The 15,741-nt window shown below is 73.2% G+C and carries 13 protein-coding genes; 8 read left to right on the top strand and 5 right to left on the bottom strand.

Annotated elements, in window-relative coordinates; genetic code table 11:
• Positions 1-155 precede the first annotated feature (155 nt).
• From ACZ4E1_RS01840 to ACZ4E1_RS01830, 3 genes are read left to right on the top strand one after another with little or no spacing between them, the layout of a single operon-like run.
• Complete coding sequence (locus ACZ4E1_RS01840) at positions 156-1,199, top strand: AAA family ATPase (RefSeq protein WP_467534855.1); 1,044 nt, start codon at positions 156-158, stop codon at positions 1,197-1,199.
• Positions 1,199-2,599 (top strand): DUF58 domain-containing protein, encoded by a 1,401-nt coding sequence (locus tag ACZ4E1_RS01835; RefSeq protein ID WP_467534854.1) that lies wholly within the window; start codon positions 1,199-1,201, stop codon positions 2,597-2,599. Before ACZ4E1_RS01840 ends, ACZ4E1_RS01835 begins: the two co-directional genes overlap by 1 nt.
• Entirely contained in the window at positions 2,596-5,007 is a 2,412-nt protein-coding gene (locus ACZ4E1_RS01830) for a transglutaminase TgpA family protein (protein ID WP_467534852.1), read from the top strand. The genes ACZ4E1_RS01835 and ACZ4E1_RS01830 overlap by 4 nt, the downstream gene beginning before the upstream one ends.
• A gap of 200 nt (positions 5,008-5,207) precedes the next feature.
• Here the strand turns inward: ACZ4E1_RS01830 and ACZ4E1_RS01825 are convergent, their stop codons facing one another.
• The 3 genes from ACZ4E1_RS01825 to ACZ4E1_RS01815 form a co-directional block, all read right to left on the bottom strand.
• Positions 5,208-5,621: a DUF3040 domain-containing protein gene (locus tag ACZ4E1_RS01825; RefSeq protein WP_399126823.1), complete on the bottom strand. Its 414-nt coding sequence runs from the start codon at positions 5,619-5,621 to the stop codon at positions 5,208-5,210.
• Between the two features lie 275 nt (positions 5,622-5,896).
• The gene (locus tag ACZ4E1_RS01820; RefSeq protein ID WP_467534850.1) at positions 5,897-6,721 is read right to left on the bottom strand and encodes a methyltransferase; all 825 of its coding nucleotides are present in this window, start codon (positions 6,719-6,721) and stop codon (positions 5,897-5,899) included.
• 165 nt (positions 6,722-6,886) lie between these two features.
• A complete protein-coding gene (locus tag ACZ4E1_RS01815; RefSeq protein WP_467534849.1) occupies positions 6,887-7,456 on the bottom strand; it encodes an SAV_6107 family HEPN domain-containing protein in 570 nt (189 codons plus the stop codon).
• A 178-nt stretch (positions 7,457-7,634) separates the two neighbouring features.
• On the opposite strand from ACZ4E1_RS01815, the gene ACZ4E1_RS01810 reads away from it, so the two are divergent.
• The 5 genes from ACZ4E1_RS01810 to ACZ4E1_RS01790 all read left to right on the top strand — a co-directional run bounded on the left by ACZ4E1_RS01810 (position 7,635) and on the right by ACZ4E1_RS01790 (position 13,694).
• On the top strand, positions 7,635-8,468 hold the full coding sequence (locus ACZ4E1_RS01810; RefSeq protein ID WP_467534847.1) for an ATP-binding cassette domain-containing protein: 834 nt from the start codon (positions 7,635-7,637) through the stop codon (positions 8,466-8,468).
• On the top strand, positions 8,440-10,524 hold the full coding sequence (locus tag ACZ4E1_RS01805) for a YhgE/Pip family protein (protein ID WP_467534846.1): 2,085 nt from the start codon (positions 8,440-8,442) through the stop codon (positions 10,522-10,524). The genes ACZ4E1_RS01810 and ACZ4E1_RS01805 overlap by 29 nt, the downstream gene beginning before the upstream one ends.
• 35 nt (positions 10,525-10,559) lie before the next feature.
• Positions 10,560-11,186 (top strand): TetR/AcrR family transcriptional regulator, encoded by a 627-nt coding sequence (locus ACZ4E1_RS01800; protein ID WP_467534844.1) that lies wholly within the window; start codon positions 10,560-10,562, stop codon positions 11,184-11,186.
• A gap of 362 nt (positions 11,187-11,548) precedes the next feature.
• Positions 11,549-12,157 carry a DUF4126 domain-containing protein gene (locus ACZ4E1_RS01795; protein WP_467534842.1) on the top strand — a complete coding sequence of 203 codons (609 nt, stop codon included), beginning with the start codon at positions 11,549-11,551 and terminating at the stop codon, positions 12,155-12,157.
• 43 nt (positions 12,158-12,200) lie between these two features.
• Positions 12,201-13,694 (top strand): phytoene desaturase family protein, encoded by a 1,494-nt coding sequence (locus tag ACZ4E1_RS01790; protein WP_467534840.1) that lies wholly within the window; start codon positions 12,201-12,203, stop codon positions 13,692-13,694.
• Positions 13,695-13,801: 107 nt separating this feature from the next.
• Here ACZ4E1_RS01790 and ACZ4E1_RS01785 read toward each other — a convergent pair whose 3' ends face one another.
• Together ACZ4E1_RS01785 and metF are read right to left on the bottom strand one after the other, a co-directional pair.
• The gene (locus tag ACZ4E1_RS01785; RefSeq protein WP_467534839.1) at positions 13,802-14,713 is read right to left on the bottom strand and encodes a TMEM165/GDT1 family protein; all 912 of its coding nucleotides are present in this window, start codon (positions 14,711-14,713) and stop codon (positions 13,802-13,804) included.
• Between the two features lie 44 nt (positions 14,714-14,757).
• Positions 14,758-15,678 carry a methylenetetrahydrofolate reductase [NAD(P)H] gene (metF, locus tag ACZ4E1_RS01780; RefSeq protein ID WP_467534838.1) on the bottom strand — a complete coding sequence of 307 codons (921 nt, stop codon included), beginning with the start codon at positions 15,676-15,678 and terminating at the stop codon, positions 14,758-14,760.
• Positions 15,679-15,741: the final 63 nt, after the last annotated feature.

Genomic DNA, 15,741 nt, shown 5'->3' with positions numbered 1-15,741 from the left:
CAGGCGAGTGACACGAACCGGTGGCGCCAACAAGAATGCGGGTGTGGCACCCCGCGCGAGCTAGGGAACCTTTGGCGCGTGGTGTCCGTGTTTCGGGGTGGGCCGGTCCGCATCGCAGAGCGTCGGCCCGGAAAGTACGGGCCGAGGAGGGCCGGGTGACGACCTATGACGATCGAGCGAGCCTCACTGATCTGACCACCACTGTGGAGCGGGTGCGCAGGTCGGTGGAGAGCGTGATCGAGGGCAAGCCGGAGGTCGTACGGCTTTCGCTGACGGTGCTGCTCGCCGAGGGACACCTCCTCATCGAGGACGTCCCCGGCGTCGGCAAGACGATGCTCGCCAAGGCGCTCGCGCGGTCCATCGACTGCTCGGTGAGCCGCATCCAGTTCACGCCCGACCTGCTGCCCTCGGACATCACGGGTGTGTCCATCTGGGACCAGCAGCGGCGTGACTTCGAGTTCAAGCCCGGCGCGATCTTCTCGCAGATCGTGATCGGCGACGAGATCAACAGGGCGTCACCGAAGACCCAGTCCGCTCTCCTGGAGTCCATGGAGGAGCGTCAGGTCACCATCGACGGGAAGAGCTACGAGCTGCCGAGCCCCTTCATGGTGGTGGCCACGCAGAACCCGGTCGAGATGGAGGGTACGTACCCGCTGCCCGAGGCGCAGCGGGACCGATTCATGGCCCGCGTCTCCATCGGCTATCCGAGCCCGGACGCCGAGCTGCAGATGCTGGACGTGCACGGCGGTGTCTCCCCGCTGGACGACCTGCAGCCGGTGGCGCACGCCCACGAGATCGTGAAGCTGGTCGACGCGGTGCGCTCGGTGCACGTCGCGGACCCGGTGCGGCGTTACGCGGTCGACCTGGTCTCCGCGACCCGCACGCACCCGGACCTCAGACTGGGCGCCTCCCCGCGCGCGACGCTGCACCTGCTGCGCGCGGCCAAGGCGTCCGCGGCCCTCAGCGGCCGGGAGTACGCGCTGCCCGACGACGTGCAGGCGCTGGCCGTCGCGGTCCTCGCGCACCGCCTCCTGCCCACGGCCCAGGCCCAGCTGAACCGCCGCACGGCCGAGCAGGTCGTGCTCGACATCCTGCAGCGCACTCCCGTCCCGGCCGCCGACTCGCGCGCGCCCGGCGCCTTCGACCACACACCGCCCCCGGCGTACGGCGCGCAGCCGCCCGGCTCGCGGAGGATCTGATGTCGGCAGGGGGGCACTACGCGGCGGGGCCGGGGGGCGCCTTCGCCGACGCGGACGGGCCGGGCGACGACCGGGGCGACCGCAGCGGGCTGCGCACCGCGCTGGCCGGTCTGACCACGCGTGGCCGCTCCTTCCTCGCGGCCGGGATCGCCGCGGCGATCTGCGCCTATGTGCTGGGCCAGAGCGACCTGCTGCGGGTCGGACTGCTGCTCGCGGTGCTGCCCCTGGTCTGCGCCGGCGTCCTGTACCGCACCCGCTACCGGGTCTCGGGCAGCCGCCGTCTCTCCCCCGCGCGCGTACCGGCGAGCTCCGAGGCCCGGGTGCAGTTGCGGATGGACAACATCTCGCGGCTGCCCACCGGACTGCTGATGCTCCAGGACCGGGTGCCCTACGTGCTCGGTCCGCGGCCCCGCTTCGTGCTCGACCGGGTCGAGGCGGGGGGCCGCCGCGAGGTGTCGTACCGGGTCCGCTCGGACCTGCGCGGCCGCTATCCGCTGGGCCCGCTCCAGCTGCGCCTGACCGACCCCTTCGGCATGTGCGAGCTGACCCGCTCCTTCTCCTCGTACGACATCCTGACGGTGATCCCGCGCGTGGAGGCGCTGCCCCCGGTGCGACTGTCCGGCGAGGCCAAGGGGTACGGGGAGGGGCGCCAGCGCTCGCTGGCGCTGGCCGGCGAGGACGACGTGATCCCGCGCGGGTACCGCTACGGCGACGACCTGCGCCGGGTGCACTGGCGCTCCACGGCACGCTACGGGGAGCTGATGGTGCGCCGCGAGGAGCAGCCCCAGCGGGCCCGCTGCTCGGTGCTCCTGGACACGCGCGGCGCGGCGTACCTGGGCGCGGGCCCCGACTCGGCCTTCGAGTGGGCGGTGTCCGGCGCGGCGTCCGTCCTGGTGCACATGATCGAGCGGGGCTTCTCGGTGCGGCTCCTGACGGACCGGGGCGGCGCGGTCGCGGGCGAGGGCGGTGACGGGTTCACCGGTTCCGGCCAGGAGTCGGCGGACGCGGCGGGTCTGCTGATGGACACGCTCGCGGTCGTCGACCATTCCGACGGATCGGCCCTCTCCCCCGCCTACGACGTGCTGCGCGGGGGCAACGAGGGACTGCTGATCGCGTTCTTCGGCGATCTCGACGAGGAGCAGGCCGCGATCGCCGCGAAGATGCGGCGGCGCAGCGGTGGCGCGGTGGCCTTCGTGCTGGACAGCGAGGCGTGGACACAGGGCGCGGGCGCTCCGGTGTCACCGCGGTGCGCCGAGCGGCTGCGGCTGCTGCGCGAGGCGGGCTGGACCGCGGTGGCGGTGCCCTCGGGGGCCTCCCTCGGGGAGATGTGGCGGCAGGCGGACCAGGAGCGCTCCGGCGTCCTGTCCGCGCCGCAGGGCGGCAGTGGGGGCTGGGCATGAGCGGCGGTACGCGACTTTCGATCAGCGCGACGCTGGCGACGTTCCTCGCCACGTGCGCCCTTCTGCCGCTGGTCGACCGGTCGACGTGGATCGTGCAGGCCGCGATCCTGCTGGTGATCCAGGCCGCGGTGGGTGCGGCGGCCCGCCGGGTGCCGCTCGCGCGGGCGCTGACGGTCACCGTGCAGGCCGTGGTCAGCCTGCTCCTGCTGACGCTGGTCTTCGCCCGTGAGCAGGCCCTGGGCATGGTGCTGCCGGGCCCGGAGGCGATCCACCACTTCGGTGAGCTCCTGGCGGCCGGCGGCGACGACGTGAGCCGGTACATGATCCCCGCGCCGCTGTCGGAGGGCATCCGGCTGATGCTGGTCGGCGGCGCGCTGGTGATCGGCCTGGCGGTGGACGCGCTGGCCGTGACGTTCCGCAGCGCGGCCCCGGCCGGGCTGCCGCTGCTCGCCCTGTACTCGGTGGCGGCCGGCCTGTCGGAGGGCGGCACGGACTGGCTGTGGTTCCTGCTCGCGGCCGGCGGCTATCTGCTGCTTCTGCTGGCCGAGGGCCGGGACCGGCTCTCGCAGTGGGGCCGGGTCTTCGGCGGCGCCCGCCGGCCGGGGCCAGGTGGGCAGTCCCCGATGGCGGACGGCGGGGGCGGGGCGCTCGCTCCGGTCCGCACGGGCCGCCGCATCGGCGTGCTGGCGCTGGGCATCGCCCTGGTGGTGCCGCTGGCCCTGCCCGCCCTGGACGGCGGCCTGCTGGGCCCGTCCGGCAAGGGTGTGGGCAGCGGCCCGGGCGGCGGCGGCACGATCTCCGCGGTCAACCCGCTGGTCTCGCTGCAGAACAGTCTGAACCAGCCGGAGGACCGCCAGGTCCTCGCCTATCGGACGGACGCGGAGCAGACCGCCGACCTGTACATGCGGATCGTGGCGCTCGACGAGTTCGACGGCACGAGCTGGCGGCCTTCGGTGCGCAGCATCACGGATGTCCCCTCTCAGCTGCCCACACCGCCGGGTCTCGGCCCGGACGTGCGCCGCACGGAGATCGAGACGCGGATCTCGGCCGCCGACTGGTACGCCCAGGACTGGCTGCCCATGCCGTACCCGGCCTCCGAGGTGTCGATCGACGGCCGCTGGCGCTTCGAGCAGGTGGGCCGCACGCTCGTGGGCGACCACGGGCAGACCACGCGCGGGAAGTCGTACACGGTCAAGTCGCTGATCGTGCAGCCGACGCCGCAGCAACTGGCGAACGCGGGCGAGCCGCCCGCCGAGATCGCCCGCGAGTTCACGAAGGTGCCCGACTCGCTCCCGGACGTCGTGCGCGCCACGGCCCGCAAGGTCACGCGGGGCGCGTCCAACAACTACGAGCGCGCGGTGAAGCTCCAGGACTGGTTCGCGACCGAGGGCGGCTTCACGTACAACACGCAGGTGTCGGCGGGCAGCGGCTCGGCGGCGATCGCCCGGTTCCTGAAGGAGAAGGAGGGCTTCTGCGTCCACTTCTCGTTCTCGATGGCGGCGATGGCGCGGACGCTGGGCATCCCGGCCCGGGTCGCGGTCGGCTTCACGCCGGGCTCGCCCGAGGGTTCGGGCCGGTACTCGGTGGGGCTGCGCGACGCGCACGCGTGGCCGGAGCTGTACTTCGAGGGTGTGGGCTGGACCCGCTTCGAGCCGACGCCGACCCGGGGCACGGTCCCCGCGTACACGCAGGAGGACACCCCGGCGGACGACCCGAGCGATTCGGCGGCGCCCAGCGAGGACGCCTCGGCGGCCCCGTCGGCGGCGGAGCCGTCCACGTCGCAGAGCTGTTCGCTGGTCGAGCGCAAGGAGGGCGGCTGCAACAGCGCGGCGCCCGCCGTGGCGGGCGGCTCCCCGGACGACGGTCCGCCGTTCGGCACGATCCTGCTCGTCTCGCTCGGGGTGCTGCTCGTGCTCGTGGTGCCGTCGCTGCCGATGCTGTGGCGCCGGCGGATCAGAGCGCGCAGGCTCGGCGCGGCCGGCCGTACGGACGCGGACGTCGTCGGGCGGACGCTGGCGGCCTGGCGTGAGCTCACGGACACGGCGTGGGACCACGGCATCCCGCCGGACGACTCGCAGACCCCGCGCAGGACGGCGGCCCGCATCGTGCGGCTCGGCCTGCTGGAGCCGGACGCGGCGGAGTCGGTGCAGCGGGTGGCCTCGGCGGTGGAGCAGGTGCTGTACGCGCCGCAGCCGCGGCCGGTGGCGGGTCTGGGCGAGGACGTGCGGCGGGCGCACGACGGGCTGCGCGCGAAGGTGAGCCGCAGGACCCGGTTGCGGGCACTGCTCGCGCCCCGCTCGGCCGTCCGGGTGGTGTGGGCGCTCTCCCAGCGCTGGGAGGCCCTCCGGGTGACCACGCGCAGCCGCTGGACCGCGTTCCGCTCCCGCCCGTCGGGTCAGCAGGGCTGAGAAGAAGAACGGGGCCCCGGCCGTGATCGGCCGGGGCTCCGTCATGCCCTCATGGGGGCGGGCCGAAGCAGGCGGCGCCCCTTACGCATAAAGGGTGACCACCCGGCGGGTGGTCACCCTTTATGCGTCACGTCTTATGCGTACCCGTCTGCATACACGGCTGCCGCGTGCGGAAGCTTCCGCACGCGGAGTCGATCGGCTCAGTGGCCGCCCTGCTCGTCCCTGCGCTTCTGCCAGCGCTGCTCGATGCGGTCCATCATCGACCGCTTCTGCCGGCCCTGGCGTCGCGCCGCAGGCGCACCAGGCGCTCCCGGCACGGCTCCCGCCGGCTGTTCACCCGGCTTCGGCGCCTTGCGCCAACCGGTGACGGCGAGCACCGCACAGCCCAACATGACGAGGAATCCCACCACGCTGATCCAGATCTGGGTGAGGACCATTCCGGTCATGAGGAGCGCGATACCCACCAGGAAGCCCGCGACTGCCTGGTAGACCCGACGTCGGGTGTACGTACGCAGCCCGCTTCCCTCAAGCGCTGTCGCGAACTTGGGATCTTCGGCGTACAGCGCTCGCTCCATCTGCTCGAGCATGCGCTGCTCGTGCTCCGAGAGCGGCACGGAGTCCTCCTCATCGTGCAGTCGCCGGGGCGACCGGGGGTCCCCTTCAGGATAGGCAGGGAATCGCCCCCGTGAAACCCGCCCCTCTACGCCAACTTCACCATCGCGGACCGCCGCACGCCGCTCCGGCTCACGGGGTCGTCATTCCCCGGCGTCCGGCTCGTCATGCCCGGCGGTCTCCCTCGATCATACGGCGCCGAGCGCCGTATCGGGGGGCCTGTCGCGTACTCCATCTGCCGCTGCGCCGCTGATCAGCGCGGGCTGACGGGAGTGGCTCAGGCCCCTTCGGCCGTCCGCTTCTCGCCGAGCACGTGCAGCTGGGTCGCCACGGCGTGGAAGGCGGGCAGCTCGGCGGCCGCGGCCTCCAGCTTCAGGAGCTCCTGGAGCGCGCCCGGCTCGGTGTCCACGAGGACGCCGGGGACGAGGTCGGCGAAGACCCGCACACCGTGCACCGCGCCGACCGCCACCCCGGCGTCGGCGACGAGCCCGGAGAGCTGGTCGGCGGTGAAGCGCCGGGGCACCGGGTCGCCCTCGCCCCAGCGGCCCGCCGGGTCGCCGAGCGCCTGCCGGGCCTCCTTGAAGTGCCCGGCGAGGGCCCGCGCGAGCACGGCGCCGCCGAGGCCGGCGGCGAGCAGGCTGAGCACACCGCCGTCACGCAGCGCGCCCACCGCGTGGTGCACGCCTTCGGCAGGCTCCTCCACGTACTCCAGGACGCCGTGGCACAGCACCGCGTCGAAGGCGTCGTGCTCGACGACGTCGAACAGGCCGGAGACATCGCCCTGCACGCCGCGCACCCGGTCGGCGACGCCGGCCTCGGCGGCGCGGCGCTCCAGCGCGAACAGCGCGTTCGGACTGGGGTCGACCACCGTGACGCGGTGGCCGAGCCGGGCGACGGGCACCGCGAAGTTCCCGCTGCCGCCCCCGGTGTCGAGGACGTCGAGACTGTCGCTGCCCGTGGCCTTGGCCCGCCGGTCGAGGGCGTCCTGGAGCACGTCCCAGACCACGGCCGTCCGCAGCGCGGCACGGGGCCGGGGCGGCTCGGCGCGCTGCGGCGTCGGCTGCGGCTGGGACGAGACGGGCGGGCGCATCGGGTCCGACACGGCTGAGACTCCTCGGCGCGGCTCCGGCTGGTGGCGGAGCGTGAACAGGTTCGGGCGCCTCCACCCTAATGGGCCGGGGCGGACGCCCACGCCATCCGCGTCGACCGCTCACATGCTGGTCAGTCCCGCCGCGCGCGGCGGGACTGCGGCCTGCCGCCCGGCCGGTCAGCCCGCGTCGGGCACCTCCCGGCGGACCGGTCGCTCGTCGTCCTCCTGGCGGGGCTGCGGGAGGACCGGCTGCAGAACGAGCAGGCGCTCGACGAGGCGCAGGAACATCGCCACGTCACGGAGGAGGTCGTCGGCGTCGCGCGGGCTCGCCGCGCCGCGTATGCCCGCCTCGGCGCGGGCTCTGCGGGTGGCGCCCGAGGCGAAGAGGGCGCTCCATTCGGTCAGCTCGGGGGCGATCTCGGGGAGGACCTCCCAGGCGCTGCGGATCCTGGCGCGGCGCCGGGGCGTGGGCTCGGGCCTGCCGCGGGCGGCGAGGACGGCGGCGGCGGTGCGCAGGGCGGCGAGGTGGGCCGTCGCGTACCGCTCGTTCGGAGTCTCCAGGGCGGCGGCCTCGTCGAGTCCGGCGCGGGCCTGGGCGAGCAGATCGAGGGCGGCGGGCGGGGCACCGGCCCGGCGGAGCACCGGGTGGACGTCGCTCGCCGGTCCGGTCAGTGAGGGGGCATGGGCAGGGCCGGTGGCGGCGCGGCGGCCTGCGGCGGCTGCGGTGGGTGCCTGATGTCCAGCCATGACGAACCTCCTGTCGTCTGTGTGACGGCGCAGTGGCCGTATGTGCCCATCGTGGGGCACGCCACTGACAATCCGGCCTGACCTGCGGTTTTGCTTCGCTCAGGGGTTCGGGTTATTTTTGTACTGACCAGTCAGTTCAAAAGTCGGTTCACAAGTCGGTTCAAAAGAGGGGGCGGTCGTGGACGCGGACGGCCGGGAGGACGGCGCCGCCGTCACCGCCGCGGGGTTCGGGTTGAAGGGGCCGCGCGGCTGGGCGTTCCGGGGTGTGGACATCGACGCCCCGGCCGGATCGCTCGTCGCGGTGGAGGGGCCGTCCGGCAGCGGGCGGACCTGCCTGCTGCTCGCACTGACGGGGCGGATGCGGCCGAGCGAGGGCACGGCCCGGGTCGGCGGCCTGCGGCTGCCGAAGCAGATGGCCGCCCTGCGCCGGGTGAGCGCGCTCGCGCACGTGCCGGGGGTGACGGATCTCGATCCGGCCCTCACCGTCGCCGAGCACCTGAAGGAGCGGGCCCTGCTGCAGCGCCGCTTCGGCGGAGGGCTGCGCGGGCTGCTGCGCCCGCGCGCCGAGCGGGTGACCGAGGCGAAGCTGCGGATCGACTCCGCGCTGACCGCCGCGGGCCTCGACCGCGAGAGCCTGCCGAAGGGGTCCCGTACCGCCGTGCGCGACCTGGAGCGGATCGAGGCACTGCGCCTCTCGCTCGCCCTCGCGCTGATCGGCCGGCCCCGCCTGATCGGGGTCGACGACACCGACCTGAAGCTGTCGGACGCCGAGCGGGACGCGGTCTGGGAGCAGCTGCGGTCGATCGCGGCGGCCGGCACGACCGTGGTGGCCGTGTGCAGCGAGGCGCCCGAGGACGCGATCGCCGTCTCCACCGCCCCGGCGCGCTCCGAGGCCGAGGGCACGTCAGAGCAGGCCGCCGAGAAGACCGACAAGAACGACGACCACGACACCGACACCGACACCGACGGGGGGACGACGGACGATGCGCTCGCCGAAGCTGGCCGCTCTTGAGCTCAGGCGCTTCGGCAGGGGGAAGCTGCCGCGCGCCGCGCTCGTCGCGCTCCTCCTGCTGCCGCTGCTCTACGGGGCGCTCTACCTGTGGTCGTTCTGGGACCCGTACGGGCGGCTCGACAAGATCCCCGTGGCGCTCGTCAACGACGACAAGGGGGCGACCGCCGCGGGCCGGAAGATCACGGCGGGCGACGACATCACCAAGGGTCTGTACGAGAGCGACACCTTTCAGTGGCACGAGGTCAGTGCCGCCCAGGCGGCCGAGGGCGTCGAGGACGGCACGTACTACCTGTCGCTGACGATGCCCGCGGACTTCAGCAAGCGGATCGCCTCCAGCTCCGGTGACGCGCCGGAGACCGGCGCCCTGAAGGTGCGCACGAACGACGCGAACAACTACATCGTCGGGCAGATCTCCCGGACGGTGTTCTCCGAGGTGCGCTCGGCCGCCTCCACGAAGGCGTCACGCTCCTTCCTGGACAAGATCTTCATCTCGTTCTCGGACATCCACGACGCCACCCAGAAGGCGGCGAAGGGCGCGGACGACCTCAAGGGCGGCATCGGCAAGGCCAAGAAGGGCTCCAAGGATCTCGCCGACGGCCTGAAGGACGCCAAGAAGGGCAGCGGCGACCTGGCGAGCGGCCTGAAGAAGCTCGACAAGGGCGCGGGCGACCTGGAGACCGGGTCGAAGCAGGTGGCGGCCGGCACCCGGACGCTCGCCGACAAGGTGAACGGCACCGCCGACAAGGTGCTGCCCTTCCTGAAGAACAACAAGAAGCAGATCGCGGACACCGCCCGCCTGGTCGCCGACTCCGCCAAGGGCGTGCGGCACAACCTGGACACCCTGGTGAAGGTCGCCCCGACCGCCCGCAAGGGCGCGCACGCGGGCTCCGACATCCTGGCCACGATCTACGAGCAGCGCTGCGAGAAGGCGCTCCTCGACGACCCGGCCTGCCCGGACCTCAAGAAGGCCGCGACCGCCGCCGACGACGTCGCCACGGTCTCCGACGACCTGGACACGCTCGTCCAGGACGAGCACGGCAACCTGACCCTCATGGACCGTCATCTGGCCACGCTCCAGAAGCAGTCCGAGGAGCTCGCCCGGCGCGCCCCGACCCTCGACCAGGACGTCGAGAACGCGGTCGCGCAGATCAACCGGCTCGACAAGGGCGCGGGCCAGGTCGCCGCCGGCGCGAAGAAGCTGCACACCGGCCTCGGCACGGCGCACACCGGCTCGACCGCGCTCGACAGCGGCGTCGGCAGGCTGAAGACCGGCGCGAACGACCTGTCCGGCGGCATGTTCAAGCTCGCCGACGGCTCCGGGAAGCTCGCGGGCGGACTGCACGACGGCGTCGAGCAGATCCCCGACTACGACAAGCAGGACCGCGACCGGCGCACCGACGTGATGGCCGACCCCGTGCAGCTGGCCTCCCAGTCGCTCCACAAGGCGCCCAACTACGGGACCGGCTTCGCGCCCTACTTCATCCCGCTCTCCCTGTGGGTGGGCGCGATGGTCGCCTACATGCTGATCCAGCCGCTCAACCGGCGGGCCCTCGCCGTCGGCGCCTCCTCCTGGCGCGTGGCGCTGGCGGGCTGGCTCCCGGTGGCCGCGCTCGGCCTGCTCCAGGTCGGCGCGCTGATGGCCGTACTGCACTGGGCGCTCGGCCTCCAGATGCTGCACGCGGCCGGCACGATCGGCTTCCTGTGCCTGGTCACGGCGTGCTTCGCGGCGATCGTCCAGTGGCTGAACGCCCGCTTCGGCGCGGCGGGCCGCATCCTGGTGCTCGCGTTCCTGATGCTCCAGCTGACCTCGGCCGGCGGCACGTACCCCGTGCAGACGAGCCCGGGCTTCTTCAACGCGCTGCACCCCTTCCTGCCGATGACCTACGTGGTCGAGGCGCTGCGCCGGCTCATCTCCGGAGGCGGGCTCGGCCCGGTGTGGCAGGCGTGCGCGGTGCTGACCGCCTTCACCCTGGGCGCGCTCGCGCTGACAGCCCTGAGCGCCCGTCGCAAGCAGGTGTGGACGCTGGACCGGCTGCATCCGGAGCTGAGCCTGTGAGCGCGGCCACAAAGGCACCTGTGAGAATCGGGGGCATGGAAAGCAGCACACGGCGCCAGGCCACCCGGCAGAAGCTCTACGAGGCCGCTGTCACGCTCATCGCGGAGCAGGGCTTCTCCGCGACGACGGTCGACGAGATCGCGGAGCGCGCCGGCGTCGCGAAGGGCACGGTCTACTACAACTTCGCCAGCAAGTCGGTGCTCTTCGAGGAGCTGCTGCGGCACGGCGTCGGGTTGCTGACGGCCTCGCTGCGGGACGCGGCGCGCACGACGGACGAGCGCGGCGGCAGCAAGGTGGACGCGCTGGACGCGATGATCCGCGCGGGCCTCGTCTTCATCGAGCAGTACCCGGCGTTCACGCAGCTCTACGTGGCGGAGCTGTGGCGCACGAACCGCGCCTGGCAGTCCACGCTGGCCGTGGTCCGCCAGGAGGCGGTGGCCGTGGTGGAGGGTGTGCTGCGGGGCGCCGTCGAGGGCGGCGAGCTGAGCGACGAGATCGACGTGCCGCTCACGGCGGCGGCTCTGGTGGGCATGGTCCTGGTGGCGGCTCTGGACTGGCAGGCGTTCCAGCCGGAGCGCTCCCTGGACGACGTGCACGCGGCGCTGTCGCTGCTGCTGCAGGGCCGGGTGGGCGGCGGTCAGCCGCTGTCCAAAAAGGCCTGAGGCGCACGTCCCGCGAGCAACCGGCCAGCACGTGAAGCGCCGGTCCGGCGTGGCCTGCGGTCGTCCTCAGGCCTCACCGGACCGGCGCGTCCCCCGTTGAACCCCCGTGCGGTCTCCCCCGGGTCCCCCGTGCCTCGCTCCCACCCGTTCGGGTGAGAGGAGCGGCCAAGGACGCTGCTTCCGTTCCGCCGCCCCGTGTCGGCGGTGCGGGAGCCGCGTCCCTCTCCGTGGTCTCCACTCTCTCGTCATCGCAGGTCGGGCCCATCCGCGTACCTACTCATCTCCGCGTCTAGGTACGGATACTCAGACGCGCGTGATCGTCCCCAGGCACACCGAGTGCCCTACTGGTTACGCTCTCCCCCGTGTCCGTACTCCCCCTGGTCTTCACCAGCGGCTGGGCCAGCGGCATCAACGCGTACGCGGTGATCCTGCTGCTCGGTGTCTTCGGCGCGACCGGGCTGAGCGAGGACGTGCCCGAGTCGCTGCAGCGGCCCGACGTGCTGATCGCGGCCGGGGTGCTCTTCCTGTGCGAGGCCGTCGCCGACAAGATCCCGTACGTGGACTCGGTGTGGGACACGGTGCACACCGTGATCCGGCCGGTGTCGGGCGCGGTCGTCGGAGCGCTGCTGGCCGGCCAGAGCGGCTCGCTGTCGGATCTCGCGGCGGGCGCGATCGGCGGGTCCACGGCGCTGGCCAGCCACACGGTGAAGGCCGGCACGCGCATGGCGGTGAACACCTCTCCCGAGCCGATGTCGAACTTCGTCCTGAGCACCGCCGAGGACCTCGGCGTCGGCGGGATCGTCACGTTCGCGATGTTCCATCCGGAGGCGGCCGCGATCATCGCGGCGGTGCTCCTGGTGCTCGGCCTGATCCTGCTGTTCCTGCTGGTGCGGCGCATCCGCCGGTTCCTGCGGCGGCGGGCGCAGCGGCGCGAGGAGCGGCGGCTGGCCCGCGCGGTGCCACCGCCCTGACCTCGCGGCGGCGTTGTCGGTGGCGCCGGATAAAGTCGCCGGCATGGCACGAATTGCGGTGATCGGCGCGGGCATGGGCGCCATGGCGGCCGCCGCTCGGCTGGCCGTCGCAGGCCACCGACCGGTGGTGTTCGAGCGCGCCTCGACGTACGGCGGCGCGCTGGGCCGGGTCGAGCGTGACGGGTTCGCGTTCGACCCGGGCCCGGGGCTGCTCCTGCTGCCCGCCGTGTACCGGGACCTGTTCGTGAAGACCGGCAAGGAGCCGCTGGAGGACGTCGTCGGTCTGACCCAGATCGAGCCCGCCGTGCGGCACGTCTTCGCGGACGGCACGACGACGGACCTGCCCAACGCACGGCGGGCGGGCGTCGCGGAGGCGCTCGACGAGGCCGTGGGGGCGGGCGCGGGCGCCCGCTGGTCGGCGTTCATGAACCGCGCGCGGGAGGCCTGGGACCGCTCGCGGCGCCCCCTGCTCGAAGAGCCGCTGTGGCCGAACTGGGAGGTGCTGGCCGAGCGCGAGCCGTACCCGGCGGTGGTGCGCAAGCGGCTGCTGCGCAAGGACCGCGCGGCGACGACGCTGGCGGAGATCGGCGCGCTCGAGCTGGCCGGCGAGCCGCGTCTGGTGGCGCTCCTGGAGCAGTACGCGCTGGCGTACGGCCTCGATCCGCGCACGGCTCCGGCGAGCGCGGCCGTGCTGCCCTACATGGAGCAGACCTTCGGCACCTGGGCCGTGACGGGCGGCATGCGGGCGCTCGCGGACGCGGTGCACGCGCGCTGTGAGCGCCGCAAGGTCGAGTTCCGCTTCGGTGCGGAGGTGCGGCGGATCGTCGTGAAGGACGGGCGCGCGGCGGGTGTGGAGCTGGCCGACGGATCGGTGGAGGACGCCGAGTTCGTGGTGGCCGGGGTCGCGCCGGGCGTGCTGGAGCGGCTGCTGCCGGAGCGTGCGCCGCGCGGCGCGGTGCCCGCGCGGCCGGAGGCGGCGGCGCCGAGCCGGCTGACGGTGCACCTGGCGCTGCGCGGGGACCGCCCCGAGGACACCCCGCACCGCACGGTGGTGCACGGCACGGACCGGGCGGCGGAGGCGGCCTGGCTGTTCGACGGCGCGCCGCGCCCCGGGAGACCGACGGTCTCGGTGCTGCGCACGGGGGACGCCGGGCAGGCCCCCGAGGGGCACGAGGCGGTCACGGTCACGGCGACGGTGCCGAACGGCGCGCGCGTGGGCGAGGATCTCGTGGCCTCGGTCGTCGCGGCGGCCGGGCGCGCGGTGCCCGGTCTCGGCGAGCGGCTGCTGTGGCAGGAGGCGCGCACCCCGCGGGACGTCGCGGAGGCCACGGGCGCGGTGGGCGGCGCCGTGCCCGCGCCCGCGCTCGCGGCGGCGGCCGGGAGCCTGTTGCACGCGGCGAACGGGACGGAGGTGCCGGGCCTGTTCGCGGTGGGCGGCTGGGCGCATCCCGGCGGCGGGCTGCCGCACGCGGGCATGTCGGGCGCGCTGGTGGCGGGGCTGATCGTGGAGGGCCCGGGGTTCCAGGGCTCCCAGTGACCGCGGCAGCCAGGTGAACGGGCCGGCCCGGTGAACGCGACAGCCGCCGGGCGCGGGCCCGGCGGCTGTGCCTGTCACTGCTTCTGAAGCTGCGCTGCGGATCCGGCTCAGTACCGGTACTGCTGCTCGTTGTAGCCGGTGTCGTAGCCCGCGTTCGGGTCGTGCTGCGGGTAGGCCGGGTACGTCTGCTCGGGCGGCAGTTCCCCGCCGTAGTTCTGCTGCTGCTCGTCTCCGCTGCGCTGCTGCGGGACCCAGACGCCGCCGGGCGGGGTGTCCGAGCCGTAGCCCGCGGCCGTCGCGTAGGGGTCGCTGTACTGCTGCTGCCCGCCGCCGGTCGCGTACGGGTCGCCGTACTGGGGCTGCTCCGGGTAGCTCTGGCCGCCGATGTACGGGTCCGAGTACGGCGCGGCGTACGGCTGCTGCTGGGCGCCGGTGTCGTAGCCGTAGTTCTGCTGCTGGTCGTACCCGAAGGCGTTGGTGTCGTAGCCGTAGCCCTGCGGGTCCTGGGGCGCCGGGCCGGTGGCGGCCTGGGCGTAGGCGGAGTCGCTGTAGACGCCGTACTGGCCCGTGTCGTCGGGCATCGGCTCGGGGGCGTAGACCGCGGTGGACTCGGCCGGGGACTCGGGGGCGGCGGGGCCCCACCCGTCGTGCGCGCCCTGCTCGTACTCCAGGTCGGAGACCTCGAGGGTCGGGTCCTGGTGGACCGGCTCCTTCTTCCGGCGACGCCTGGGCGCGCCCGCGCTCTCCTCCTCGTCGTCGGAGCCGCCGCCCTTGAGAGACCAGCCGGCCTCGAAGCCGCGGCGGAAAGAGAGCGTGACGTACGTCTGGCCGACCGCGAAGGCGATCGCGCCGATCCCGATGACGATCACCGAGGGCATCAGAACGCCGAGGACCACTCCGAGGAAGCCGACGAACGCGAGCAGACGCCAGCGCAGCCGCGCCTTGTTCTGCAGCAGCACCTCACCGAGGAGCCACAGCGCCACCAGTCCGAACGCCGCATAGAGGACCGCCCAGCCCATGTACGCCCCTCTCGTACGGCCGAGGCCCCCGCGGGTACGGCCGATCAGGCCCGCTGGTCGTGCAGGCCCAGATTCTCGTAGATTTCCAACGTCGCAGTGGAGTTGTTGAGCGTAATGAAGTGCAGACCCGGCACGCCTTCGTCAAGCAGCTTCGCGCAGAACTCCGTCGCGAACTCGATGCCAATGGAGCGTACAGCGGCCGGATCGTCTTTGGCTGTGAGGATCCGCTCTTTCAGAGCCGGGGGGAAGTCCGCGTTGCTGAGCTTGGGCAGCCGCTCCAGCATGCGGACACTGGTGACCGGCATGCACTCCGGGATGATCGGGGTGTCGCAGCCGGCGGCGGCGACCTTGTCCCGCAGTCTCAGGTACTCCTCCGGGTGGAAGAACATCTGCGTGATCGCGTAGTCGGCGCCCGCGCGGCACTTGTCGACGAAGTGCCGCACGTCGGCGTCCCAGTCCGCGGAGCGCGGGTGCATCGCCGGGAACGCGGCCACGCCGACGCAGAAGTCCCCCGACTCCTTGATCAGCTCGACCAGTTCGGCCGCGTACGTGAGGCCCTCGGGGTGGGCGATCCACTCCCCCATCGGGTCGCCCGGCGGGTCGCCGCGCACCGCCAGCATGTTCCGGATCCCGGCGTCGGCGTACTGCCCGATGATGTTGCGCAGCTCGGCGACGGAGTGCTCGACGGCGGTGATGTGGGCGACCGGCGTGAGCGTCGTGTCGGCGACGATCTGCTGGGTCTCCTTGACGGTGCCGGCCCGCGTGGAGCCGCCCGCCCCGTACGTGACGGACACGAAGTCGGGGGCGACGGCCTCGACGCGGCGCAGCGCGTTCCACAGGTTGCGCTCGCCCTTGGGGGTCTTCGGCGCGGAGAACTCGAAGGAGTACGTCGCCTTGCCGGGCGTGAGCATGTCGCGCACGGTGCGGGCGCGATCAGTCCTGGTGGAAGCGGTGCCTAGGGCCATACGGGCAGGTTACTGACGGAGGACGACTGTCCCAAATCCCTGTCCAGTCTGCGGACAGGATCC

Source organism: Streptomyces sp. NPDC025806, assembly GCF_055558275.1.
The sequence above is the reverse complement of the archived record's forward strand: the minus strand, read 5'-3'. Positions and strand labels throughout refer to the sequence as shown.